This window comes from Chakrabartyella piscis (assembly GCA_030067835.1).
In the GTDB taxonomy this organism is placed as follows: domain Bacteria; phylum Bacillota; class Clostridia; order Lachnospirales; family Anaerotignaceae; genus Chakrabartyella; species Chakrabartyella piscis.
The window spans coordinates 1,909,447-1,934,909 of record CP092441.1 but is presented as its reverse complement, the minus strand read 5'-3'; the positions used below and the strand labels follow the sequence as shown (position 1 = coordinate 1,934,909).

At 38.4% G+C, this 25,463-nt stretch carries 21 protein-coding genes; 17 read left to right on the top strand and 4 right to left on the bottom strand.

The features are described 5' to 3' along the window. The first annotated feature begins 1 nt into the window (after position 1). From mbhE to MJY40_RS08680, 6 genes are read left to right on the top strand one after another with little or no spacing between them, the layout of a single operon-like run. Positions 2–904, top strand: a complete 903-nt coding sequence (mbhE, locus tag MJY40_RS08705; protein ID WP_317853854.1) for a hydrogen gas-evolving membrane-bound hydrogenase subunit E — start codon at positions 2–4, stop codon at positions 902–904. A 54-nt stretch (positions 905–958) separates the two neighbouring features. After that, positions 959–1,330: a sodium:proton antiporter gene (locus tag MJY40_RS08700; protein ID WP_317853853.1), complete on the top strand. Its 372-nt coding sequence runs from the start codon at positions 959–961 to the stop codon at positions 1,328–1,330. Next, entirely contained in the window at positions 1,330–2,835 is a 1,506-nt protein-coding gene (locus MJY40_RS08695) for a complex I subunit 5 family protein (protein ID WP_317853852.1), read from the top strand. The genes MJY40_RS08700 and MJY40_RS08695 overlap by 1 nt, the downstream gene beginning before the upstream one ends. A gap of 16 nt (positions 2,836–2,851) precedes the next feature. Beyond that, positions 2,852–4,306, top strand: a complete 1,455-nt coding sequence (locus MJY40_RS08690) for a complex I subunit 5 family protein (RefSeq protein ID WP_317853851.1) — start codon at positions 2,852–2,854, stop codon at positions 4,304–4,306. An 18-nt stretch (positions 4,307–4,324) separates the two neighbouring features. Then, on the top strand, positions 4,325–5,803 hold the full coding sequence (locus MJY40_RS08685; RefSeq protein ID WP_317853850.1) for a complex I subunit 5 family protein: 1,479 nt from the start codon (positions 4,325–4,327) through the stop codon (positions 5,801–5,803). Positions 5,804–5,818: 15 nt separating this feature from the next. Next, the gene (locus MJY40_RS08680; RefSeq protein WP_317853849.1) at positions 5,819–7,771 is read left to right on the top strand and encodes a complex I subunit 5 family protein; all 1,953 of its coding nucleotides are present in this window, start codon (positions 5,819–5,821) and stop codon (positions 7,769–7,771) included. Positions 7,772–7,842: 71 nt separating this feature from the next. Here MJY40_RS08680 and MJY40_RS08675 read toward each other — a convergent pair whose 3' ends face one another. Then, the gene (locus tag MJY40_RS08675; RefSeq protein ID WP_317853848.1) at positions 7,843–8,250 is read right to left on the bottom strand and encodes a helix-turn-helix domain-containing protein; all 408 of its coding nucleotides are present in this window, start codon (positions 8,248–8,250) and stop codon (positions 7,843–7,845) included. Positions 8,251–8,501: 251 nt separating this feature from the next. On the opposite strand from MJY40_RS08675, the gene nifS reads away from it, so the two are divergent. Then, positions 8,502–9,680 (top strand): cysteine desulfurase NifS, encoded by a 1,179-nt coding sequence (gene nifS, locus MJY40_RS08670; RefSeq protein WP_317853847.1) that lies wholly within the window; start codon positions 8,502–8,504, stop codon positions 9,678–9,680. A 60-nt stretch (positions 9,681–9,740) separates the two neighbouring features. Beyond that, positions 9,741–10,175: a Fe-S cluster assembly scaffold protein NifU gene (nifU, locus tag MJY40_RS08665; protein WP_317853846.1), complete on the top strand. Its 435-nt coding sequence runs from the start codon at positions 9,741–9,743 to the stop codon at positions 10,173–10,175. A gap of 127 nt (positions 10,176–10,302) precedes the next feature. Here the strand turns inward: nifU and MJY40_RS08660 are convergent, their stop codons facing one another. Then, positions 10,303–11,679: an MATE family efflux transporter gene (locus MJY40_RS08660; RefSeq protein WP_317853845.1), complete on the bottom strand. Its 1,377-nt coding sequence runs from the start codon at positions 11,677–11,679 to the stop codon at positions 10,303–10,305. Between the two features lie 179 nt (positions 11,680–11,858). Between MJY40_RS08660 and MJY40_RS08655 the strand changes: the two genes are divergently transcribed. Together MJY40_RS08655 and sigE are read left to right on the top strand one after the other, a co-directional pair. Continuing rightward, positions 11,859–12,749 carry a sigma-E processing peptidase SpoIIGA gene (locus MJY40_RS08655; protein WP_317853844.1) on the top strand — a complete coding sequence of 297 codons (891 nt, stop codon included), beginning with the start codon at positions 11,859–11,861 and terminating at the stop codon, positions 12,747–12,749. A 26-nt stretch (positions 12,750–12,775) separates the two neighbouring features. Continuing rightward, positions 12,776–13,480, top strand: a complete 705-nt coding sequence (sigE, locus tag MJY40_RS08650; protein ID WP_317856439.1) for an RNA polymerase sporulation sigma factor SigE — start codon at positions 12,776–12,778, stop codon at positions 13,478–13,480. Positions 13,481–13,518: 38 nt separating this feature from the next. Here sigE and MJY40_RS08645 read toward each other — a convergent pair whose 3' ends face one another. Continuing rightward, on the bottom strand, positions 13,519–13,686 hold the full coding sequence (locus tag MJY40_RS08645) for a hypothetical protein (RefSeq protein ID WP_317853843.1): 168 nt from the start codon (positions 13,684–13,686) through the stop codon (positions 13,519–13,521). 1,456 nt (positions 13,687–15,142) lie between these two features. Between MJY40_RS08645 and MJY40_RS08640 the strand changes: the two genes are divergently transcribed. After that, on the top strand, positions 15,143–16,654 hold the full coding sequence (locus MJY40_RS08640) for a 4Fe-4S dicluster domain-containing protein (protein WP_317853842.1): 1,512 nt from the start codon (positions 15,143–15,145) through the stop codon (positions 16,652–16,654). Positions 16,655–16,751: 97 nt separating this feature from the next. Further along, positions 16,752–18,224, top strand: a complete 1,473-nt coding sequence (locus tag MJY40_RS08635) for an IS1182 family transposase (protein ID WP_416387484.1) — start codon at positions 16,752–16,754, stop codon at positions 18,222–18,224. 78 nt (positions 18,225–18,302) lie between these two features. On the opposite strand, the gene MJY40_RS08630 is transcribed toward MJY40_RS08635, so the two are convergent. Then, positions 18,303–19,571 (bottom strand): stalk domain-containing protein, encoded by a 1,269-nt coding sequence (locus MJY40_RS08630; protein ID WP_317853841.1) that lies wholly within the window; start codon positions 19,569–19,571, stop codon positions 18,303–18,305. A gap of 299 nt (positions 19,572–19,870) precedes the next feature. On the opposite strand from MJY40_RS08630, the gene MJY40_RS08625 reads away from it, so the two are divergent. From MJY40_RS08625 to MJY40_RS08605, 5 genes are all read left to right on the top strand, one after another. Further along, a complete protein-coding gene (locus MJY40_RS08625) occupies positions 19,871–20,437 on the top strand; it encodes a glycerol-3-phosphate responsive antiterminator (RefSeq protein WP_317853840.1) in 567 nt (188 codons plus the stop codon). Positions 20,438–20,467: 30 nt separating this feature from the next. Continuing rightward, a complete protein-coding gene (glpK, locus tag MJY40_RS08620) occupies positions 20,468–21,964 on the top strand; it encodes a glycerol kinase GlpK (RefSeq protein ID WP_317853839.1) in 1,497 nt (498 codons plus the stop codon). Positions 21,965–22,245: 281 nt separating this feature from the next. Beyond that, complete coding sequence (locus MJY40_RS08615) at positions 22,246–23,682, top strand: NAD(P)/FAD-dependent oxidoreductase (protein WP_317853838.1); 1,437 nt, start codon at positions 22,246–22,248, stop codon at positions 23,680–23,682. Positions 23,683–23,695: 13 nt separating this feature from the next. Beyond that, complete coding sequence (locus MJY40_RS08610; protein WP_317853837.1) at positions 23,696–24,961, top strand: NAD(P)/FAD-dependent oxidoreductase; 1,266 nt, start codon at positions 23,696–23,698, stop codon at positions 24,959–24,961. A gap of 2 nt (positions 24,962–24,963) precedes the next feature. Next, positions 24,964–25,323 carry a DUF1667 domain-containing protein gene (locus MJY40_RS08605; protein ID WP_317853836.1) on the top strand — a complete coding sequence of 120 codons (360 nt, stop codon included), beginning with the start codon at positions 24,964–24,966 and terminating at the stop codon, positions 25,321–25,323. The last annotated feature ends 140 nt before the right edge of the window (positions 25,324–25,463 follow it).

Sequence of the window (25,463 nt, the reverse complement as noted above, 5' to 3'; positions counted from 1 at the left end):
TATGGAATGGAGAATGTGGCTACAGAAAATCAAGGACTGGGTAGATGGCTACACAGTTATGATTGATGCAGATATGTATATTGCAAATCGCAAGCGTAGAGAAAAATGGGACTGGAGAAGTATCATTGACTTTATCTATGAAAAAGACTTACATAAACTACACAATACACTTTGCGTGATGTGTTGTGTGGCATTTATTGGGGTTATGTTGTTGGTGGTCAATGACTTGCCACAATATGGAAATGTAAACAATCCAGCCAATAACGAGGTTTCTGTACGTTATGTGGAAGAAGGTTTGGAAGAAACAGGTGCTGTCAATTTGGTGACGGGTATGATTTTAGACTATCGAGCATTTGATACCTTTGCAGAAGCCAATGTTTTGTTTTTGTCGGTTATGGGTGTCTTGTTCTTATTGAAAACAGATAAAAAGAATGATGACAAACAACAACAAATGGTGCGTAAAAAAGATGCAGAAATGGAAGCAATTGAGCAGAAACCCATTCGTCAAATTGGAGCAAAGTATTTGACACCATTTATCCTTTTGTATGGGATTTACATTGTCATAAATGGGCATATTTCGCCAGGTGGTGGCTTTGCTGGTGGTGTTATTATGGGTGGTGGTATGATTTTCTATGCCACAGCTTTTGGAAAAGAAAAAATGGAGCAAATTTTCACATTTCGTAGTTTTGCAAACATCAGTGTCGGCAGTTTGTTGACTTATTTTGTGTGCAAAAGCTATTCCTTCTTTACAGGTGCAAATCATGTGGGTTGGGAAGTACCAAAGGGTGTTGCAGGTAATATTTTGAGTGCAGGCTTGATTTTACCACTGAATATTTGCGTTGGTTTGGTGGTGGCATGTACCATGTATGGATTCTATGCCCTTTATACCAAAGGTGACATTTGATGCTACAACTGTTGGAATATAAAGAATTTCAAAATGGAATATAGGAGTGTAACTATGGGGAATTTAGGGGTCAATTTTTACGAAAGTGCCTCGGTGATTTTGTTTGGCATTGGGTTTATGAACCTATTGCTGCAAAAGAATCTCATCAAAAAGTTCATAGGGTTGAATATTATGGATACAGCGGTATTCTTATTTTTGGCTGCAAAGGGATTTGTCTTTGGAGGCTCTGCACCCATCATTGTAGATGGCATTACAGATGCTTCTTATTATGTGAATCCGGTGCCAGCAGGTCTTGTATTGACAGGAATTGTAGTAGCGGTCAGTGTAACTGCTTTTTCTCTTGCTTTGGTGCAACGTTTGTATCAGCATTATGGCTCTTTGAATATGGATGTCATTATGCGTAAAATGAAGGAGGAGGAACACTGATGGAACATATCAATTGGATACACAATCTTCCTTTCTTTAGTATTTTCATTGCTATGTTTGCAATTTTGTTAACAGCAATGTTTCGTACTGCAAAAATGGCAAAACGCATTCATATGACCATGATGTGCATTGTGGTGATTTTGTCTGCAATTTTGACATATCATATGGCAGTGGCACCAGAAACCTTTACCTTTACCATGGGACATTATCCAGCACCTTGGGGCAATGAACTTACAGCAGGACCACTAGAAGCATTGATGGCACTGGTCTTTGGTACAGTTATGTTGCTATCGGTTATGGGTGGTTGGGTATTTATAGAAAAAGACGTTTTACAAGAAAAGCAATATTTGTACTACATTATGTTGGATGCAGCTATGGGTGCAATGCTTGCTTTGATTTATACCAATGACATTTTCACAGCATATGTGTTCATTGAAATCAACACCTTGGCAGCTTGTGCTTTGGTTTTGGCAAAGGGTACTGCAACTGCAATGGTTGGTGCAACCCATTATCTCATTATGGGGTTATTGGGTTCTGGTTTGTTTTTGTTTGGTGTCAGCATTTTGTATAGCATCACAGGGCATTTGTTGTTGCCACAAATTGGTGAAGCAGTAACAGTACTGGCAGCATCAGGTCAATATCACTTTGCATTGTTGATTGCAACTGCATTTTTGTTCATTGCATTGGCAATCAAAAGCGGTCTATTCCCATTCCATACATGGTTGCCAGTGGCACATCCCATTGCAATACCAGCTTCCAGTGCAATTTTATCAGGATTTGTAGTCAAAGGCTATGTGATTTTTGCAATCAAATTGATGTATTCTGTTTTTTCTGTAGAATTTATGCATGAATTGGGTATCATAGACATTTTGTTTGTTTTTGGTGTTTTGGGCATGGTTTTTGGTTCATTGTCTGCAATGCGTCAAAGAAAAATGAAGAAAATTCTTGCATATTCTTCAGTGGCACAAATTGGCTATATCTACATGGGTGTTGGTTTGGGTACAGAAATTGGTCTAACAGCGGCTTGTTTCCATATGATTGCTCATGGGTTCACCAAATCTATGTTGTTTTTATGTGCTGGTAGCTTTGTCAAACAATGTGGCAATATAGATGATATGGATCAAATGCGTGGTATTGCATATAAAAATCCAGTTGCAGGCATTGGCTATACCATAGGTGCAATGTCTATGATTGGGATACCTCTTTTGGCGGGGTTTATTTCCAAACTCTATTTTGCAACAGCATCTATTTTCTCAGAAGGAAAGATGGCAGCATCCCTATTGGTATTGGGGATCAGTATGATTTTGAATGCTTTGTATTTCTTACCATCGGTTATGGCAATCTGGACTACAAAAAAAGGAATGCAAGAAGCAAAAAGAGCCAATATTTCACCTTGGTTCATCACATCCATTGTGTTGTTGCTTTGTATCAACGTTGGACTAGGGGTTTGGTATCAACCAGTCATTGAATTGATTGAAGTTGGATTGCAACTATTGCAGAAATAAGATAGGGGGATGTTTTGTGAATTACATATTGTTGGTTCCAGTTTTCTTTCCTATGCTTATGGCGGGGTTGCTTTTATTGGTACCAAAGGAGAAAGAACAAAATATATGGGTGGTTGCAACTTTGGTCATTGAAGCCATTTTGGTATTTGGATTATATCTATACGAAGATGCAACAACTACACTTTGGCGTTTGGCAGAAGGGGTGTACATTGCCTATAAAATAGATGGCTTGGGTCATTTATTTGCATGTCTATTTGCTGTGATTTGGATGTTGGTCAGCATCTATGCCATTGCCTATATGAAACATGAAGAAAGACCAAGACAGTTTTTCTTCTTTTATTTATTGGCATTGGGTGCTTTGATGAGCCTGTGTTTTGCAAAAAATATGATGACACTCTATCTATCTTATGAATACATGACACTGTTGACAGTTCCTTTGGTCATTCATACCAGAGAAAAACAAGCAGTGCGTGCAGGTTTGAAATACCTAGGCTATTCCATTTTTGGTGCAGGTTTAGGACTATTGGGCTTTTTCTTCTTGCATATTTATTGCACCACAACAGATTTTGTGGCAGGTGGCTCACTCAATACACTTCTTGTAGCTGGCAATGAATCTTTGCTTTTGGTGGTGGCATTTCTTATGATTTTGGGATTTGCTTGTAAAGCGGGGATGTTTCCTTTGCATGCATGGTTGCCAACAGCACATCCAGTGGCACCAACACCAGCATCAGCAGTTTTGTCTGGTATCATCACAAAAGCAGGTGTATTTTGTATTTTGCGTGTGATTTTCTTCTTATTTGGAGCAGATTTCATTGGTGGTACTTGGGTACAGAAAACACTTCTCATTTTGATTTTGATTACTGTATTTATGGGTTCTATGCTTGCCTATAAAGAACGTATTTTGAAGAAAAGACTGGCATATTCCACAGTCAGTCAAGTTTCCTATGTGCTATTTGGGATTTTATTGCTATCACCCATAGGTTTGATGGGTGCTTTGTTGCAAGTGGTGTTCCATGCATTGGCAAAAAATCTCTTGTTCCTTAGTGCAGGTGCCATCATTTCCGAAACAGGCGAAACATTGGTTTCCAGACTATCTGGAATTGGGAAACAAATGCCAATTGTAATGGGTTGTTTCACCATTGGAGCACTTTCTTTGGTGGGGATACCACCAACTGCTGGTTTTGTCAGCAAATGGTTTTTGGCACAAGGTGGTTTATCTGAAACCATTGGATTTGTAGGTGTGATTATTTTGATGGTCAGTGCGTTTTTAACAGCTGGATATTTGCTTTCCATTGTGGTACATGGATTCTTCCCACAAAAAGAAGAAATGGAAGTGGAACCAGAAGTTTATACAGAAAATAGATATATGACAGTACCATTGGTCATATTGGCGTTTGGTATTTTGTGTTTGGGCGTTTACCCAAGTGGTTTACAAAATGTGATTACAGAAATTGTAACACATCTATTCTAAAGAGAGGAGTTTCCAAAAATGGTGCATTATGCAATTATTATACCAATTTTATTTCCACTCATTGCTGGACTTATTTTGTTGCGTGTGAAATTTCCAAATCGCAAAACCAGAGAATGTTGGATTTTTGGCATCACTCTTTTGAATACCCTCTTTGCATTGTATGCAATTTTTGGTGTGCATCCAGATGTCATAAAGGTGTTTTCCTTCAATGAGAATTTCTCCATAGCTTTTGAAATAGATGGCTTATCTATGGTATTTGGAACCATGGTTTCTTTGCTTTGGATTCCAACTGTCATATATGCATTTGAATATATGACCCATGAAGGCAATGAAGATCGGTTCTTTGCATTTTTCACAATGACCTATGGTGTGGTTTTGGGGATTGCTTTTTCGGGAAATTTCTTAACCATGTATTTGTTCTATGAACTTTTGACATTGGCAACATTGCCTTTGGTGATGCATTCCATGGATAGCAAAGCACGTCACGCAGGAAAGGTATACATATTCTATATGATGTTTGGTGCAGCGCTTGCATTTGTAGGGTTTATCTTTGTATATACTTTTGGTGATACCTTGGATTTTGTTTATGGTGGCGTATTGAATCTGGCAGAACTAAGGCACCAAGAAGAAACATTGCGTATGGTATTTGTAGTTGCTTTCTTTGGTTTTGGTGTAAAAGCAGCAGTATTTCCATTCTATCGTTGGTTGCCACAAGCTTCTGTAGCACCAACACCAGTCACAGCATTGTTACATGCAGTAGCAGTTGTAAAATCAGGGGTTTTTGCAATCATTCGTTTGACATTTTATAGTTTTGGTACAGAACTTTTGATTGGAACGTGGGCGCAGTATGTGGTTTTGGCTTTTGTGGCATTTACCATTGTCTTTGGTTCAACGGTTGCACTCAGAACACCTCATATCAAAAGACGATTTGCCTATTCCACCATTTCCAATTTGTCTTATATTTTGTTTGGTGTTATGTTGATGACACCGGCTGGTTTGGCAGCAGCGTTGTTGCATATGATTTACCATGCAGTCATCAAAATCACATTGTTCTTTACAGCGGGCAGCTTCTTGTTCAATACACATAGAGAATATCTGTATGAAATAGAAGGTTTTGGTAAATTGATGCCAATTACTTCTTTTGCATTGACCTTTGCGGGTTTGAGCTTGGTGGGAATACCACCATTGGCAGGGTTCCATAGCAAATGGGCATTGGCAACTGCTTCTGTGGCATCTGGAAATGTGGTGTCCTACATTGGCATTGTGGCATTGATTTTGTCTGCAACCTTAACGGCTTTGTATGTGTGCTATATTGTGGCACGTTTGTACTTCCCAAGAAAAATAGAGTATGCACCAGACTATTACCATCATGTAAAAGAAGCAACACCCTATATGACAATACCTTTGGTTGTGCTTTGTATTGTGATTTTTTGGGTTGGATTGTTTCCAGAACACATTTTGGAGATTTTGCAATTGGTATCCACAGGACAGGTATAAAGGAGGAGATGCATTATGGAACAAAATTATATAATCCCCATATTGATTTTTCTTCCTATGATAGGTGCTTTCATTGGATACGGAATTGGACGTGTCAATAAAACATGGCGCAATCACTGGGCTTGTTTGGTGACAGCAGTGGTGTTTTTTGGTAGTCTTTCTTTGATTGGCTCAGATGCTACTTTTGTGATGGAAAACGTTTGTGGTTTGGGACTTCATTTTGAAACAGATGGTTTGCAAGTGGTTTTGGCAATTTTGGCTGCTTTTGCATGGTTTGCCACAACTGTATTTTCAGAAGAATACTTTGCACATTACCACAATCGCAATCGCTATTATTTCTTTTTGCTGATGACATTGGGTGCAACTTTGGGTGTGTTCTTATCAGCAGATTTCTACACAACCTTCGTATTCTTTGAAATGATGTCCTTTACTTCCTTTGTTTTGGTTATTCATGATGAAACCACAGAAGCCATTAAAGCAGCAGGTACCTATTTGACAGTTGCCATTTTTGGCGGTTTGGTCACATTGATGGGACTGTTTTGGATGTATCATATGGCTGGAACATTGGCATTTTCTGAATTGGCAGATTTTGTTGCAGCACAGGAAGATGTATCAGGGATGTATACTTGTGCCATTTTGATTCTGGTTGGCTTTGGCGCCAAAGCGGGTCTATTTCCTTTGCATATTTGGTTGCCAGAAGCACATCCAGTGGCACCAGCACCAGCCAGTGCATTGCTTTCTTGTATCTTAACCAAGTCTGGTATTTTTGGTGTATTGATTTTGAGTACAAAGCTGTTTTTATACGATGGCACATGGGGCTACTTTATGTTGACATTGGGAACCATTACAATGGTATTGGGTGCTGTTTTGGCAGTGTTTTCCATCAATTTGAAACGAGTTATGGCATGTTCGTCATTGTCCCAAATTGGCTTCATTGTAGTGGGTATTGGCATGCAAGGAATCTTAGGTTCTCATAATGCTTTGGCAGCAGGTGGTACCATTTTACATGTGGCAAATCACTCTATTTTGAAGGTGGTTTTGTTCTTGTCAGCGGGTGCAATTTACATGAATTTACATAAATTGGATTTGAATGATATCAGAGGATGGGGCAAAGACAAACCATTCTTGAAAGCAGTCTTTTTGATGGGTTCTTTGGGCATTATGGGGATTCCATTGTGGAATGGGTACATCAGCAAAACATTGCTTCATGAAAGCATTGTAGAAGGCATTGTGATGCTAGAAGAAGTGGGACAATCTGCATTGTATTTGCAAACAGTAGAGGTTCTATTCCTATTTTCAGGCGGTTTGACAGTTGCCTATATGACAAAGATTTTTGTAGCAATTTTTATGGAAGAAAATCCATATGCAACGAAAGAAGTACATCATAAATCCTATATCAGCAAACCATCTATGATTGCTTTGGGGATACCCGCATTTATTTTGCCAATTTTGGGTATATTCCCACATCAAACAATGGATGTCATTGCAGATTTTAGCTATCATTTTATGGGAGCACATGCACCAGATCATGCAGTTCATTATTTTGCTTGGGTCAATTTAAAAGGTGCTGTCATTTCAGTTGTAGTGGGTGCTTTGGTCTATGGTTTGTTCATTCGCAAAGTATTGATGCAAACAGATGCAAATGGCAATCGTATTTATTGTAATTTGGTGCCTGAATGGTTGAGTTTGGAAAATAAGGTGTATAGACCTGCGTTGTTGCAAATTTTGCCTTTTATTGGTGGTTTTTTTGCACGTATGGCAGGGAATCTTGTGGATGGTTGCATTGCCATTTCTCGTATTTTGGTATTCAATAGCGATGGTGCAAAGTTTATACCAGGAGAAGATCAATATTTTTCTGTGTATACCCATGCAGAAGCACCTAAGAAGGTATATCATGAAGACTTTGCAAGAAGTTTGATGATGGTTGGTTTGGGACTTGCTGCTGTATTGTTGTATATCTTGTTCTAAATCAGCTAAAGAAATCTTTATAAAAATAAAACCCTCCTAGGATAGAAAATCTTAGAAGGGTTTGTTGTGTTTTATTCGGTTTTATAATCTGTTTTATCTTGTGCAACTCGCAAAAGAGAACTGGCTGGTTTTTTATTGCCATACGAGGAAGGGGTTTCTTTTGTGGACACCCATTGTAACATGAGAAGTGCTTCTTTTTTTTGATCAGCATTCAATGTATTGAGTAGTTCCATATATTCTGAGGTTTCTGCATCCATAAATTTGATTGCAGGTGTACGTATATCTACAACACATAGCAAATAGTCCAAGGAAACATCAAAGATTTTAGAGATTTTGATGACATCATCAATAGATGGCTTGGTGTTGTCTTTTTCATAATTGGAAATGGCAGAAGAACCATAAGAAAGTAGTTCTGCTAGTTTTTTTTGGGTCATATTCTTTTCTTTACGCAACTCCTTCAGTCTTTCTGGAAACGTCATAGAACCACTCCTTTGATATTCGAAATTTTAACATTTATGACGATTATAGATGTAAAAAAGCGTTATGAAAAGCGAATTGCACGAAATTGAGAAAAATAAAAATTTAATCCACAGAGTGTGGAATATATTTTTGACATAAGTCGAAAAGATGCAGACAAGCTATTGACATATGTCAGAAAAGGTGGTATCTTTAGAACAAGAAAAACATATTAGAATACTATGTTATATATCATAAGAAAGAAGGAAACGATATGGCAACAAAAATATATATGGATAATGCAGCAACAACACCTGTTAGACCAGAAGTTTTGGAAACAATGCTCCCTTATTTTACAGAATTCTATGGAAATGCGTCTAGTATTTATTCTATCGCAAAAGAAAGCAAAAAAGCAATGGAAAATGCTAGAAACCAAGTGGCAGAAGGAATTGGTGCAACAGCAGCTGAAATCTATTTTACAGGCGGTGGCTCCGAAAGCGATAATATGGCTTTGCGTGGTATTGCAGAAGCGTATGCAACCAAAGGAAAACACATCATCACCACACAAATTGAGCATCATGCAATTTTGCATACTTGTGAATATTTGGAGAAAAATGGATATCGTATCACATATTTGCCAGTGGATGCAGAGGGTAAAATCTCCATGTCAGACTTGGAAAATGCAGTATGTCCAGATACCATCTTGATTTCTGTTATGTTTGCCAATAATGAAATTGGAACCATTGAGCCCATCAAAGAAATTGGTGCATTTGCAAAAGAAAAAGGAATCATTTTCCATACAGATGCAGTGCAAGCTGTTGGACATGTTCCCATCCATGTGGATGAAATGAACATCGACATGCTTTCTATGAGTGGACATAAATTGGGTGCTCCAAAGGGAATTGGTGCTTTGTATATTCGTAAAACAGTGCGTTCTACACCATTGATTTTTGGTGGTTCCCAAGAAAAGAAAAAAAGAGCAGGTACAGAAAATATTGCAAGTATTGTGGCTTTGGGCAAAGCAGTGGAAATGGCTGTTGCAGAAATGGATGTGGAAACCAAACGTTTGACAACCCTTCGTGACAAATTGATTTCTGGCATTATGGAACAAATTCCAGATTGTAAACTCAATGGTCATCCAACAGATAGACTTCCAGGCAACTGTAACATTGCCTTCCATTATATTGAAGGAGAGGGTATGTTGTTGCTTTTGGATGCATTTGGAATTGCTGCTTCTAGTGGTTCTGCTTGTACTTCAGGTTCCTTAGATCCATCTCATGTATTGATGGCAATTGGTTTGAAACATGACATTGCACATGGTTCTTTGCGTTTGAGTTTGGATCGTGTCAATACAGAAGCGGATGTGGATTTTGTTTTGGAAAAACTACCACAAATCGTACAAAGACTTCGAGAAATGTCACCACTTTACGAAGAAGCAATGAAAAACAAATAAGATTTATAAATTACAGACACCAGTGTGTTGGGATATAGATAAAATGCAGGAGGAAATACAATGGATTATAGCGAAAAAGTAATGGATCATTTCATGAATCCAAGAAACGTAGGTGAAATGGAAGATGCCAGTGGCGTTGGCTTGGTTGGCAATGTCAAATGTGGCGATATCATGAAAGTATATTTGAAAATTGAAGACAATGTGATTTTGGATGCAAAATTCAAAACCTTTGGTTGTGGAGCAGCAGTTGCAACCAGCTCTATGGCAACTGAGCTTGTAAAAGGCAAAACAGTGGAAGAAGCATTGGATGTAACCAACAAAGCGGTTATGGAAGCGTTGGATGGTTTGCCACCTGTGAAAGTACATTGTTCTTGTTTGGCAGAAGAAGCATTGCATTCTGCACTTTGGGATTATGCACAAAAAAATAACTTGGAAATTGCAGGCTTGGAAGAACCAAAGTCTGACATTGGACACCACGATCACGAAGAAGAATAATAGAATCAAAATATAAAAAGAAGGAGTATTTACCAAGCGAATGGTAGATACTCCTTTTGTGTATAAAGACGATTGTTTATTATCAAATTTAGCATTGTAGGGGTGATGTTTCGTCACCCGTAAATGATTATTTTTGTAAACCAGATTCTGTCTTTTGAATTGGTTTCAAGAAGAACTTCATAAAAATCAAAATAGAAATGAATAGGATGACACCTTTGCAAATGGTTGTGATGGAAACACCCCACCAAATACCATTGAGTCCCAAAGATGTGGTGTGCAACCACAAAACCAAGGGCAAACGCAACAAAGAAAAGACTGTTGCAATAACAGCGGGCAATTTGGATTGACCAAATGCACTCAAACTATTGCTTGCCAATATTTCCAAACACAAAAACAATTGGGAAAAGCCCAGTATACGCAAATAATCAATCCCCATAGGCAATACATCGGGGGAATCTAAAAAGATGGAGAAAAGAGCACCACCACAGAAGACCAACAACAAGGTGACACAACAACCGTAGATAGAAAGCATACAAAAGGCAGAGAAAAATCCTTTTTTGGCACGTGGAAGATTGTTTGCTCCATAATTTTGTGCAATGAAATTGCTGACTGCAACAGCAAAACCATCTGTTGCCATCCAAGATAAAGATTCCACTTGGGAACCAATTCTTTGAACTGCCACAGCGTTGTCACCAAATCCAGCAACAATTCTGGAAATATACATGGAAATCAAAGGGAGTAATGAAGTTTGGAATGCCAAAGGTGCACCGAGTTTCAAAATTTCTTTGCAAGCTGTCATATCTGGTTTGACCCAAAGTTTGATTTTGGAGAATACATAAGGGTCATGAATTGCATGATGTACCAAAACTGTAAACACAATTACCTGTGAGAATACGGTAGCAATGGCGGCACCAGCAACACCCAATGCAGGCAACCCAAACCAACCAAAAATCAAAGCAGGATCTAGGAACATATTGAACAAAAGACCAATGGTTGTGGCAATGAATGGTGTTTTGCTATCGCCAGTTGCAGTGATCAAAGAGGTCAAAAGTTTCGATAATAGCATAAAGAAAATCAACCCGCCTGTAATTGCCAAATAAATTTCCGAATTGCGGATGACTTCTGGGTCATTCAAATTAAAAAAAGCAGTGATGGGTGTTCTGCCAAAACAGAATAATGCACCCAAAATAAGAGAAATCAAAGTAGAAAGCCACATAGCAGCATGGGCAAAGGTGCGAGCCATATCCTTATCCTGTGCACCTAAATTTTGGGCAGTGTATACTTGACCACCCAACAAAGAGAGGTTGTGTATACCTTGACTGAGCCAAATCAACAAACCACCTGTCCCAATGGATGCAACTGCACCAGCACCCAATCTGGAAATCCAAAACATATCTGTCAAATTATATGCCATTTGGAACAAACTCATCCCCATCAATGGGAAAGCGAGTTTTGCCAAACTTCCTGCAATATTTCCATTTAGTAAATCAACTGTTTTTTTCATAAAATACCGCTTTCTCAATATTAGTGCAACGATAGTGTACCGTACATAATAACATGAAAATTTATGCGTTGCAATATTTTTTTGTCATAATTTGTATTGCCTTTTATAGGATATCCCTTCTGTTTTCGACAAGTTTTGCGTGGAATTATTTCTATAATAAAAGCAGTAGGAGGTACAAGATGGGAGCAGTTGTATACATAGATGTTTTGTTTCTTGTGGAGTGGATGATGGATGGAACCATACTCTTTCTGACAGGTAAAATTGTAAGATATCCATTTGGCATTTGGAGATATATACTTGGTGGCATGATTCTGTCCTTGTGTCACATGATGCATGTGCTATATATGGGTGGTTTCAACAATTCCATTGTACTGTGGTTGGTAATGCTTTTGGTTATATGGTGGATATTTCATCCAAAATCACTGAAAAGATGGATGCATCTTCTGTTGGCATTTTGTCTATCTTCTTTTGTTCTTTGTGGTTGTGTGCAAGTATTTCTAACCTTCTATCAAAGACCACTTGCATTTGCCACTGGTTGGTTGGTATCTGCCAATTGGACACCTTGGTATTTTCTGGTCTGGAGTGTTTGCATCAGTTATATGGGTGTGCGTGTAGCTGGAAATTGGTTGCAAAGTCACATTACACATCGCAAGCAATATGCCAATGTAATGTTACAGAAAAATGGAAAAGAAACACAGTTTTTGGCTTTGATAGACACTGGAAATACATTGCAGAAGGATGGTCATGGTGTTTTGATTGTGGAATTGCCAAGGCTGTTATGCTTATTGGAAGAACAGCAAATTCAGTTTCTTTTGGGACGAAAGGAGAAGCAAGAATTTGAACCCAGTCTGCTACAAAAGGAGATGAGGGGAATTGAACCCCTGTTCTACGACAGTCTAGGCAATACCAGTGGAGTTTTATATGGGTTTTATGTGGAGCATTGCAAAATCATCACAGATACAAACAAATGGGAGTTTACAAATTTATACATAGGCATTGGTGAAGATGGATTTTCTGGTGGATATGAAGGGTTGATTCCATCTTGTTTATTGGAGGAGGTAGCAGTATGAAACAATTGCAATACTATTGGTTTTTGATGAAATATCGAATGGAATGGTTTTTCAAAAAATGGCAAAAGAAAGAAGCGGGTGTTTATTACATAGGCGGTAGTGATGTATTTCCACCACCACTGAAACCAGATGAAGAATTGGTGTTGTTGGAGCAACTTTCTGGTGAAGATGCAGTGCAAGTGAAGTCTGTTTTGATAGAGCGTAATTTGCGTTTGGTGGTGTATATTGCAAGAAAATTTGAAAACACAGGTATCAATATAGAGGATTTGATTTCCATTGGCACCATAGGCTTGATTAAGGCAATCAACACCTTCAAAACAGATAAAAAAATCAAATTGGCAACCTATGCTTCCAGATGTATTGAAAATGAAATTTTGATGTATTTGCGTAGAAATAACAAAATCAAATCAGAAGTTTCCATAGATGAACCACTGAACGTGGATTGGGAAGGTAATGAATTGCTTTTGTCTGATATTTTGGGCACTGAAAATGATACCATTTATAAAACCATTGAAGAAGAAGTGGATCGTGAACTTTTGAATACTGCACTAGAGAAACTAACCAAAAGAGAAAGACGTATTGTGGAAATGCGTTTTGGCATACCACCAGAAACAGATGAAAAAACACAGAAGGAAGTGGCAGATTTGCTGGGGATATCCCAATCCTATATTTCTAGGTTGGAAAAGAAAATCATTGGTCGTTTGCAAAAGGAAATCAGTAAAATGATGTAACACTTAAGGGTGATATGGATGTCACCCTTATTTTTATGTCAAATATCACGATGATGGATGGTTTCATAATCTAAATTTTGTTTTTTACCAGTACCATTGTTGGAGAAATGATGTGTTTGTCCATGAACCACTCTTTTGGAATTGTGTGTTCCATGACGTGATGCTAGACAATGAACAAAAATACCTTCTTGTGATAGGATACGCATAGAAAACCTCCTTTTGCTAGATGTTTGATGTGTATAGGGTTTACTTCATTCATAGTATGCTTATAATCTGTAGTATCGTTTGTTTTGTAGGGGTGACGTTTCGTCACCCGTTGGAATGTTTGTGAATTAATATTAGGTAGGAATTTATTCACGTTTTAAAGCATTCAGACCTTACTTTTTGACACCAAAAAGTGGGTCATCATTTTGCAAGCAAAATCACCTACGGTGACCGCCATATCTTTGGCGGTGAGTCCAAAAAGTGCCACTACTTCCGAAGCGTGGAGCACGGTTCAAGGGGGCTGCGACCCCTCGAAACTCCCTTGCAAGGTGGAATCCAATTAGCTAGAGAAATAATTTATATTCGAGCAAACTTCCTTCATGGCTAGAGACGCTTATTGAAATTTTCACTAGTAATAAATTGAGAGGATTCCGCTTTGCAAGCAAAGGCTGAGTGGAAATCATAAGTCATTTGATAAATTATTTAATTCTAATAGCGGGATGTCGAGGACGCCATCCCCTACACAAACATAAATATCAAGATTTTTTGAATCAGTAATCAAGAGGTGAGGGGCTTGTCACTCACGGTCTAATCGTAGGATTTACACCACCACACTTTTTACTTTCGGGGGTATTTTTAAGGGCTCACCGCCAAAGAAGTGGCGGTCACCGTAGGTGATTTTGCTTGCAAAATGATGACCCGTCGGGTTAGCCCCCTTTAAATCGGGGCTCCACGCCTTCGAAACGAGTGGTGGTTTTGGGGTACCTTTTGCCACCAAAAGGTACGGTATAAAAAGCTCTAATATTTGAAAAAATTATTGCCTCAAATTCTTGCCACTCAACTACCTGCTTCACTACATATTATATAAATAACCTTCAAATTCACCAGTACTTCATTTTAGAATGTTTATAGTATGTTGAAAAATCAAAAATATATGTATTTAGATAGAAAAACAACAAAAAACTTAGATTTGAACTGTTTGTGGAGATATATTGATTTCTAAATTGAGAAATCTTGTGTGAAGTGTTTTGTGACGCAATTTAGACATAAATGTGCTAGAGTTCATACAAAAATATGTATTAGACTATGTATTGTGGATTTTGTATGTTTTACTTACTTCATTTTGGCACAATCTATTAAGTGAAAAGAGTATAACATGTGTGATACGCATAAAAAATCAGTGAAATTTTGTTCATTATTTATGAAAATTATTAATGTAATTATCTTGCATACAAACTAATTATGTGTTAGAATTACCCCATAAGACAGGAATTTTCAATATATATGTAGAAATAGCGTGTGTCTATTTGAAGTATTGCAAGATTGCTGAGATTTTATCAATGAATTTTATTTTAGCGACATATGAAAGTATGTTGGTTTTTGTTTGGAAAGAAGTATATAGATGTTTTGGAATTGGCAACAGGAATCGTCATATACCAACATTAAGGAGGAACAATTGTGAAACGTTTTGAAAGTAATGTACAATATATCAAATATTTGGTGAACAAAGAAGTGGCACATCGCTTTTTCACAGGAAAGTTGGATCACACCATCAATTCCTTTAGAGAAATTGCAGAAGCGATTATTCCTGGTCCAAAAGCGTTATTCCGTTGTTGCATTTACAAAGAAAGACATATCATTGAAGAACGTGTGCGTTTGATTTTGGAACCAACCAAAAACAATCGTATCATCAATGTTTTGGATTCTGCTTGTGACGAATGTCCAATTGATCGTTTTGTGGTTACAGAAGCATGTCGTGGTTGCTTGGGTCATAACTGTATGGAAGTCTGTCCAAGAAACGCAATCACTATTGTCAACCATAGATCCTATATCAACCAAAATCTTTGTATCGAATGTGGTAAATGTAAACAAGTCTGTCCATTCAATGCCATCAGTGAAGTAAAACGTCCTTGTGTGCGTTCTTGTTCCGTTGGTGCTGTGAGCATGAATGAAGAAAAGAAAGCGATTATTGACCACGATAAATGTATTTCTTGTGGTGCGTGTGTATACCAATGTCCATTTGGTGCAATTGTAGATAAATCCTTTGTGCTTCCTGTTTTGGAATTGATTCAAAATTCTTGGAACAATACAAACTATCATGTATATGCAGTTGTGGCACCAGCAGTTGCCAGTCAATTCATTGGTGTTCCAACAGGAAAAGTATTCTCTGCAATCAAAGAACTTGGTTTCTATAAAGTAGTAGAAGCTGCAATTGGTGGGGATATGGTTGCGGTTGCAGAAGCACGTGAGTTTGCACATACAGTAGAAAAAATGGGTTGGAAAACAACTTCTTGTTGTCCTGCATTTGTGGAATATATCAAATTCAACTATCCACAATTTATGGAGCATATGTCTACAACGGTTTCACCAATGGTTGCCATTGCAAGAGCAATTCGTTTGCAAGATCCAAAAGCAAAAGTGGTATTCATTGGACCATGTACTGCGAAGAAAGTAGAAATGAAACAAGCAGATATCAACGATGCAGTTGACTTTGTTTGGACATTTGAAGAACTGCGAGCAACTTTCGATGCAAAAGGTGTCAATGTAGAAGAATTTGAAGAATCCAATGCTGGTGATCCATCTTTGTATGGTAGAATCTTCGGTAGATCTGGTGGTGTTGCAGAAAGCGTTGTGCGTGTTGCAGAAGTGGAAGAATTGGGTGTTACTGTGAAACCAATTCGTTGCAATGGTATCGAAGAATGTATCAAAAATATGAAAATGGCGTCTCTTGGTCGATTGGATGCAAACTTGTTGGAAGGTATGGCTTGTAGAAACGGTTGTACAGGTGGTGCTGCTTCCTTATCCCATGCAGATAGGGGTGTAACACTTCTCAATCAATATGGCAAAGAAGCCAAAACAGACAATCCTTTGGAAGGACTTTCTGGATATGACTTGGATGCAGTCAATATGGATCGTGACTTTGATAAAGCATTTGACCCAACAAACCCAGTACATTATAAAAAAGTATAAGAAAATAAAGAAAACCCCTCGAAAGAGGGGTTCAGACTGTCAAAAAAGTCAGCATAAGCTGGCTTTTTTTGGTATAATGAGGTTGAGGTGATGACAAATGTTGAGTAAAGAAGAAATCAAAAGAACATCAGTAGAAATCATAAACATAGATATGCTCGTTCCAGAAAATCATTTATTAAGAAAAATAGATAAAGCCGTAGATTTTAATGAAATTTATTCATTTGTGGAAGATTTGTACTGCTCAAACAACGGCAGACCTAGCGTTGACCCTGTTGTTCTCTTTAAAATGGTGTTTATCCAACATTTGTATGGAATTCGCTCTTTACGCCAAACGGTAAAAGAAATTGAAATGAATATTGCCTATCGCTGGTTTTTGGGCTATACCCTCAATGATAGTATTCCGCACTTTGCTACCATTAGTTATAACTTCAACAATAGATTTAAAGAAACAGTGGTAGAAAAAATTTTCGCTTGGATTTTAGGTGAAGTTGAGAAAAAAGGATATTTACGTCCAGAAGTTGTGTTTATAGATGCAACGCATATCAAGGCAAATGCAAATTTAAAGAAAAACATCAAAAAAGAAATACCTGTTGCAGCTAAAAAGTATGAAAAGCAACTTTTTGAAGAAATCAATAAAGACAGAGAAGATAATGGAAAAAAGCCTTTTGATGATAAAAATGACCCTCCAAGAACAAAAACAATCACCACTTCTACAACAGATCCAGACAGCGGTTTGTTCCATAAGGGCGAACATAAAAAGTGCTTTGCATATGGTGCACATACCGTTTGCGATAAAAATAACTTTGTATTAGAAACCGTTGCAACACCTGGAAACATCCATGATAGTGTTGTATTTGATGAGGTTTATCATAAAGTGACAGAAAAATATCCAGAAATACAAGTGATTACAGCTGATGCAGGATACAAAACCCCATGGATTTGCAAGCAAATATTTGATGATGGAAGAATACCCTCTTTGCCTTACAAAAGACCAGTGACGAAAAAAGGAAATTCACCATGGTATGAGTATGTTTTTGATGAATACTACAACTGCATCATTTGCCCAGAATATCACGTTTTACCATATACAACCACCAATAGAGATGGCTATAGAGAATTTAAAAGTTACAGTTATATTTGCGAAAAATGTGAAAATCTTTCAAGGTGTACCGAAAGCAAAGACCACAGAAAGGTAGTCACCAAGCACATCTGGTGGAAATATTTAGAAAAGGCAGAGGATGTGCGGCATTCTCCATTAGGAAAAGACACCTATGCGTTGAGGAGCCAAACCATAGAATGGGTTTTTGCAGACGCAAAGGAGAAGCACGCAATGCGATATACATATCATAAAGGCTTGGCTCAGGTTTCAAAATGGGTGAAGCTTAAATTCGCTGCAATGAACTTAAAAAAACTGGCAACATGGAGTAGTAAGCAGTATATGTTGTTTGTAGAATATGCGTTATTTATACGAAAGAACCCTATTCCAAGGTGCGGAATAGGGTTCTTTGACAGTCTGAACCCCTCGAAAGAGGGGTTTTTGTTTGCGTGGAAGCATATGAAGATTGGCTAATGGTCGCCCTTATAATTGCAACGTGCTTCCATATTTTGATTATTGTAGGGAGCGATGCCCTCATCGCTCCGTTATCCTTTAAAACTCTATCCGATACACATCACTTGGTTCAGATTCCACATTGTCACGTACAGAAGTAATCATAAATTCCACAGAATCGAAGTTGCTAGAAGAAATCCCGAAACAATAGGGAATACCCCAATACCATTGGTCGCTACCCATAGTGGTGTTGTGCAAAGTGGTAAAATCATCATCACTGTCTTCTCGATAATATACTTTGTAACAGTCCACATCATAAATGGCTTCCCAAGAAATATAAGCAAAGCTACCATTCATAGTCCAAGAAATTTCAGATGGAGCAGATGGACTATAGACATAATCCTTCATTTCAGAGAAATCCATATCCACATCTTCTACCTTTTCTAACTTGTCAACAGGTGTTGCAAAGTAATTGTTATTGGAAAAGAAGGTTGTAATTCCCAGTAAATTGCCATCTGTGTCAAATAAACCACCACCACTGCTTCCATTTTGGATGGGTGCTGAAATCTGAATCACATTGTCATTGATGTATAAAATAGAACCTTCTGTCACCACATTGTGTTCCCCTAGAGGAGAGCCAATTGTAAAAATTTCTACATCCAATTCAGGTTCTGCTGTGGATGAAACTGGAATCAAATCTTCCAAATCAATTTGCAAAATTGCCAAATCAATGTCAGGTGCAATGCCAACAACTGTAGTAACATCTTGGTAAATGGTGCGATCATTGAACTTAAATTGAATGGTGGATGCGCCATCAATGAGGTGGAAATTGGTTGCAATCAAACCATCTTCAGAAAGAATGACACCACTACCTTGTTTTTTATTGGTTTGGATATAGACCACAGAATCAGCAAGAATATCAGACACAGATTTTTCAATTTCGATAGCGGAAGTATTGATGGAAACAGAGCGTTCTTCGCTAGACCAAACAAGGCTGGCACCACTGTGATCTGCCAAAAAACGAAGTGGCACATAAGTGTATCCATCTACAATGGTAGGATACGCATCCAAAGCCACATAAGAACCATTGACCGTTGCAAAGGAGTAATCTACACACAAAGAAATGGTGGTATCACCTTGGATACCTGTGACAGTACGAGTGGTGGAATCCCATTGGATTTCATAACCCAAAGCTTCCATAATACTACGCATAGGCACCAAAACACGGTCATTTTCAATGATAGGTGCTGTTTCTGACAAAAAGGGTTCTCCATCAATGGAAATGGAAATATCATTTGCCAAAACAGGTGTGGTCAAGGTGGCACAACATATGGAAACACATAGTATATTACGGAGTAATCTGTTCATATATTAAATCCTTTCTCAAAAGCATATCAATATCTATCATTCATATCATATCATATCCAATATCAAATAACCATGAAATTTTGATTAATCCCATTGAATCTATACATCTGCAAACTGCACAAAAAGCAAATTTGACATCTTTTTCTATTGCAAATCAAAAATAGAAATGATACCATATGATTATAAATTGAATATTTGTCGGAGCAAATGGAGTAGGCGGAGGTACGATAGAAATATCGTTTCTTTTGTATGCTCTTTTTTTCTGGGTTTCGATTACAATATTGGCAGGGAGTGAAAAAATGAATCAAAATTTTTATGATACACTGGTGGATTCTCCGGTCATTGCAGCAGTCAAAGACTTTGCAGGCATTGAAAAATGCTTGGAATCTGATGTGGAAATTGTGTTTGTATTGTTTGGCAACATTTGCAACATAGGTGAAATTGTAGATAAAGTGAAATCTGCTGGCAAAATGGCTTTGGTGCATATCGATTTGATTGAAGGGCTTAGCACCCAAGATGTGGTTGTGGAATACATCAAAACACAGACAAAAGCAGATGGTATCATCTCCACAAGGATGAATCTCATCAACAAAGCAAAGGATTTGTCTTTGATTACGGTATATCGTATCTTTGTTTTGGATTCCAGAGCATTTCACAATATGGAGAAACAACGCACACAAATCAAGGCGGATATCATAGAGGTTTTGCCTGGGGTTATGCCAAAGGTGATACGCAAACTGAAAGGAATTTGCCATCAACCTGTCATTGCAGGTGGTTTGATTGGCGATAAAGATGATGTTATGGATGCGTTGGAGGCAGGTGCAATTTCTGTTTCCACCACCAATCAGGATGTTTGGTTTTTATAAGGATTTTGGGTATTGGTTAGGAGGATTTTCATGAAAAAATACGTAATGGCTTTGGATGCTGGTACAACAAGCAATCGTTGTATTTTATTTGATGAAACTGGTGAAATGTGTAGTGTGGCACAAAAAGAGTTCACACAATATTTTCCAGAAGCTGGTTGGGTGGAACACGATGCCAATGAAATTTGGTCAAATCAGTTGGGTGTTGCAGTGGAAGCAATGACAAAAATTGGTGTGACACATGAACAAATTGTAGGCATTGGTATCACAAACCAAAGGGAAACCACCATTGTTTGGGATAAAGAAACAGGCGAACCCATCTACAAAGCAATTGTTTGGCAATGTAGAAGAACTTCTGAATATTGCGACTCCTTAAAAGAAAAAGGTTTGACAGAAATGTTCCGTAAAAAAACGGGTCTTGTTATCGATGCCTATTTCTCTGGTACAAAGCTCAAATGGATTTTGGATCATGTGTATGGAGCAAGAGAGAGAGCAGAACGTGGCGAACTTCTCTTTGGTACTGTGGAAACATGGCTGATTTGGAAACTCACCAAAGGTGCAGCTCATGTAACAGACTATTCCAATGCATCCAGAACCCTTTTATTCAATATCAACACCTTGGAATGGGATAAGGATATTTTGGCAGAACTGGATATTCCAGAATGTATGTTACCAGAAGCAAAACCCTCCAGTCATATTTATGGCTATGCAGATCATTCTTATTTTGGTGGTGAAATTCCTGTTTGTGGTGCAGCGGGTGATCAACAAGCAGCACTCTTTGGACAAACTTGTTTCAACGCTGGTGAAGCCAAAAATACATATGGAACAGGTTGTTTCCTTTTGATGAATACAGGTGAAAAACCAGTCTTTTCTGATAATGGCTTGGTAACCACCATTGCTTGGGGACTAGATGGCAAAGTGAACTATGCTTTGGAAGGTTCCATCTTTGTGGCTGGTGCAGCAATTCAATGGCTTAGAGATGAGCTTCGTATCATAGATTCTTCTGTGGATTCAGAATATATGGCAAAGAAAGTAAAGGATACCAATGGTTGTTATGTGGTGCCTGCATTTACAGGTTTGGGTGCACCCTATTGGGATCAATATGCAAGAGGTACTATTGTAGGTTTGACCCGTGGTGTCAACAAATCTCATATCATTCGTGCAACACTGGAATCCATTGCATATCAAGTGTATGATGTGCTTCATGCCATGAAAGCAGATTCTGGCATTGATTTGAAAGCATTGAAAGTCGATGGTGGTGCCAGTGCAAATAATTTCTTGATGCAAACACAGTCTGATATCATTGGAGCACCAGTACATAGACCTGTTTGTGTGGAAACCACAGCAATGGGAGCTGCATACTTGGCTGGACTTGCAGTTGGTTATTGGAAAAATAAAGAAGATGTAGTCAAAAATTGGGCAATTGATGCACAGTTTGAAGCAACCATCTCAGAAGAAGCACGTGAAAAGAAATTAAAAGGTTGGCACAAAGCAGTGAAATATGCCTTTGATTGGGCGAAAGAAGACTGAAATTTACCATGAATTTCCATAATACGACGTACAATGATTCACTATGAATTTTATGGTTTTGTAGGGCAAGGGTTCTACTCTTGCCGTAATATGAAATGTAATGTTAAATCTTTGGAAAATGTCAAAAAACACTTTTCAAATCAAAAAATATATGATATAGTGATTGCAAATAAATAATTTGTTGCAGAGATGATGGAGAGGCAATAATGACACTTTCTTACAGGAAGGTGTTGTTGTTGTTTTTTTTTATACCCAATTGACTGAAAAATGGAGGAATACAAATGTATGATGTAATCGTAATTGGAGCAGGTGTTTCAGGAAGTGCCAGTGCAAGAGAGCTTTCCAGATACAACTTGAATACCTTGGTTTTGGAACGTGATGAAGATGTATGTTGTGGTACATCCAAAGCAAATAGTGCCATTGCACATGCAGGATTTGATGCAGAAGTAGGCTCTTTGATGGCAAAGCTCAATGTAGAAGGAAACTTGATGATGGATGAATTGTCCAAAGACTTGGATTTCTCCTTCAAACGCATTGGTTCTTTGGTGGTTTGCATGAACGAAAGGGATAGAGGTGCTTTGGAAGATTTGATGGCTCGTGGTGTTGCCAATGGCGTACAAGATTTGCGTATTGTAGAACGTAAAGAACTAGAAGAAATGGAACCAAACATTTCCAATGAAGCAGTTATGGCTTTGTTTGCACCAACAGGCGGTATTGTATGTCCATTTGATTTGAACTTGGCAATGGCTGAAAATGCAGTGGATAATGGTGTCAAATTCCAATTCGATACACAAGTGACAGGCTTTAGAAAAGAAAATGACCTATGGGTTGTGGAAACAAACAAAGGTGAATTGACAGCAAAATATATCGTCAATGCAGCAGGTGTGTTTGCAGATACTTTGCATAATATGGTCAGTGAAAACAAAATGAAAATCACACCTCGTAAAGGTGAGTATTGCCTTTTGGATAAAACAACAGGTGGCTTTGTGAACCACACCATCTTCCAATTACCAGACAAAATGGGCAAAGGTGTTTTGGTGACACCAACAGTCCATGGCAACACTTTGGTTGGGCCAACTTCCTTGGATATTGAGGATAAAGAAGCAACCAGCACCACACAAGATGGTTTGGATACGGTCATTGCAAAATCTTCCAGAACTGTGAAGAATCTTCCTATGCGTCAAGTGATTACTTCCTTCTCTGGTTTGCGTGCGCATGAAGCTGGCCATGAATTCATCATTGGTGAAGTGGCAGATGCAAAGAATTTCATTGATTGTGCTGGTATCGAATCACCAGGGCTTACATCTGCACCAGCAATTGGCAAAATGGTGGCAGGTATTGTGGCAGAGCTTGCAAATGCAGAATTGAAATCTGATTTCATTGGTACAAGAGTGGGTATCATTGATCCTAAAAAATTGACCAAAGCAGAACAAATGGCATTGATTCAAGAAAAACCAGCATATGGCAATATCATTTGTCGATGCGAAATGGTGACAGAAGGCGAAATCATTGATGCCATCACACGTCCATTGGGTGCAAAATCCTTGGATGGTGTAAAACGTAGAACCAGATCTGGTATGGGTCGCTGTCAAGGTGGTTTCTGTGCACCTAGGGTTATGGAAATCATTTCTCGTGAAAAAAATATGGATATTGCAGAAGTAACCAAATCTGGTGGCAATTCCAAGTTGATTGTTGGCGTAAATAAGGACACCATTTGAGGAGGAAACGAATATGTTGCATTATGATATTGTCATCATTGGTGGTGGGCCTGCTGGACTTGCAGCAGCTGTTTCTGCCAAACAAAGTGGTGTAGAAAGTATATTGGTATTGGAAAGAGATAAAGAACTTGGTGGTATTTTGAACCAATGTATCCACAATGGATTTGGACTCCATACCTTCAAAGAAGAACTGACTGGTCCTGAATACGCACAGAGATTCATTGACCAATTGCTAGAAGAAAAAATCGAATACAAACTCCATACTATGGTTATGGATATCACATCAGATAAAGTGATTACAGCCATGAACCGAGAAGAAGGTTTGTTTGAAATTGAAGCAAAAACCGTCATTTTGGCGATGGGTTGTCGTGAACGTTCCAGAGGTGCGCTCAACATTCCTGGATATAGACCAGCTGGTGTATTTTCAGCAGGTACAGCACAACGTTTGGTGAATATGGAAGGGTACATGCCTGGACGTGAAGTGGTGATTTTGGGATCAGGTGACATTGGCTTGATTATGGCAAGAAGAATGACACTGGAGGGTGCAAAGGTCAAAGTGGTTGCAGAATTGTTGCCTTATTCTGGTGGTTTGAAACGTAATATTGTACAGTGTTTGGACGATTTTGATATTCCTTTGAAGCTGAGTCACACAGTCATTGCAGTGGAAGGGAAAGAACGTGTAGAAGGTATTACTTTGGCACAAGTGGATGCCAATAGACGACCCATTCCAGGCACAGAAGAACATTACAAATGCGATACGTTGTTGCTTTCTTGTGGTTTGATTCCAGAAAACGAATTGTCACGTGGTTTGGGTATTGATATGGATATGGTCACATCTGGACCTATTGTAAACGAAAGTTTGGAAACCAATGTAGAAGGTATCTTTGCTTGTGGAAATGTATTGCATGTACATGATTTGGTGGATTTTGTTTCTGAAGAAGCGGTAGCAGCAGGTAGAAATGCAGCAAAATTCGTTTTGGAAGGTAAAAAAGAAGCAACCAGCAAAGACATTCCTTTGGTGGCAACAGAAGGTGCTAGATACACAGTGCCAAAAACCATCAATGTGGATAGAATGGAAGAAAAACAAATTGTGCGTTTCCGTGTAGGTGATGTGTACAAAAATTGCTATTCTTCTGTATATATCAATGGAGAACGTGTGTTGCACAAAAAACGCATCATCATGGCACCAGGTGAAATGGAAGAAGTCATCTTAACAAAAGAATTGTTGTCCAGCAAAGGCGATATCCAAGAAATTGTTGTGAAAGTAGAGGAGGCATAAAAATGGAAACTAGAGATTTGGTATGTATTAGATGCCCATTGGGTTGTATGCTTTCTGTGGAAATGAATGGAAGGGAAGTTGTTAGCGTTTCTGGCAACACTTGTAAACGTGGTGAAGAATATGCAAAAAAAGAATTGACCAATCCAACTAGAATTGTAACCAGTTCTGTATTGGTGGCAGGTAGCACTTCTGCAACGGTTTCTGTAAAAACAGCTGACGATATTCCAAAAGGCAAGATTTTCGAATGTATGAAAGCATTGCAAGGTGTGACCATCCAAGCACCAGTGCGTATTGGTGATGTGGTGGTTAAAAATGTGGCAGATACAGGTGTGGATGTCATTGCAACCAAAAATGCAATCTAAGAAATAGAATATACACATGAAAGAACACGGGTGCTTCTCGTGTTTTTTTGTTGCATGAATAATTATTATGCTTATGATTTGTAGGGGTGGGTTTCCATGCCCACCCGTTTGTTTTGTGGCTGTTGATGACGGGACGTCGG

What these genes read in the sequence shown, in the direction of transcription:
- MJY40_RS08645 (WP_317853843.1), bottom strand. Translation starts at nt 13,686, where the DNA reads ATGCGTATCCTATCACAAGAAGGTATTTTTGTTCATTGTCTAGCATCA.
- nifU (WP_317853846.1), top strand. Translation starts at nt 9,741, where the DNA reads ATGGATTATAGCGAAAAAGTAATGGATCATTTCATGAATCCAAGAAAC.
- MJY40_RS08685 (WP_317853850.1), top strand. Translation starts at nt 4,325, where the DNA reads ATGGTGCATTATGCAATTATTATACCAATTTTATTTCCACTCATTGCT.
- MJY40_RS08675 (WP_317853848.1), bottom strand. Translation starts at nt 8,250, where the DNA reads ATGACGTTTCCAGAAAGACTGAAGGAGTTGCGTAAAGAAAAGAATATG.
- MJY40_RS08610 (WP_317853837.1), top strand. Translation starts at nt 23,696, where the DNA reads ATGTTGCATTATGATATTGTCATCATTGGTGGTGGGCCTGCTGGACTT.
- MJY40_RS08655 (WP_317853844.1), top strand. Translation starts at nt 11,859, where the DNA reads ATGGGAGCAGTTGTATACATAGATGTTTTGTTTCTTGTGGAGTGGATG.
- MJY40_RS08635 (WP_416387484.1), top strand. Translation starts at nt 16,752, where the DNA reads ATGTTGAGTAAAGAAGAAATCAAAAGAACATCAGTAGAAATCATAAAC.
- MJY40_RS08695 (WP_317853852.1), top strand. Translation starts at nt 1,330, where the DNA reads ATGGAACATATCAATTGGATACACAATCTTCCTTTCTTTAGTATTTTC.
- MJY40_RS08605 (WP_317853836.1), top strand. Translation starts at nt 24,964, where the DNA reads ATGGAAACTAGAGATTTGGTATGTATTAGATGCCCATTGGGTTGTATG.
- MJY40_RS08625 (WP_317853840.1), top strand. Translation starts at nt 19,871, where the DNA reads ATGAATCAAAATTTTTATGATACACTGGTGGATTCTCCGGTCATTGCA.
- nifS (WP_317853847.1), top strand. Translation starts at nt 8,502, where the DNA reads ATGGCAACAAAAATATATATGGATAATGCAGCAACAACACCTGTTAGA.
- MJY40_RS08680 (WP_317853849.1), top strand. Translation starts at nt 5,819, where the DNA reads ATGGAACAAAATTATATAATCCCCATATTGATTTTTCTTCCTATGATA.
- glpK (WP_317853839.1), top strand. Translation starts at nt 20,468, where the DNA reads ATGAAAAAATACGTAATGGCTTTGGATGCTGGTACAACAAGCAATCGT.
- MJY40_RS08630 (WP_317853841.1), bottom strand. Translation starts at nt 19,571, where the DNA reads ATGAACAGATTACTCCGTAATATACTATGTGTTTCCATATGTTGTGCC.
- MJY40_RS08615 (WP_317853838.1), top strand. Translation starts at nt 22,246, where the DNA reads ATGTATGATGTAATCGTAATTGGAGCAGGTGTTTCAGGAAGTGCCAGT.
- mbhE (WP_317853854.1), top strand. Translation starts at nt 2, where the DNA reads ATGGAATGGAGAATGTGGCTACAGAAAATCAAGGACTGGGTAGATGGC.
- MJY40_RS08700 (WP_317853853.1), top strand. Translation starts at nt 959, where the DNA reads ATGGGGAATTTAGGGGTCAATTTTTACGAAAGTGCCTCGGTGATTTTG.
- MJY40_RS08660 (WP_317853845.1), bottom strand. Translation starts at nt 11,679, where the DNA reads ATGAAAAAAACAGTTGATTTACTAAATGGAAATATTGCAGGAAGTTTG.
- sigE (WP_317856439.1), top strand. Translation starts at nt 12,776, where the DNA reads ATGAAATATCGAATGGAATGGTTTTTCAAAAAATGGCAAAAGAAAGAA.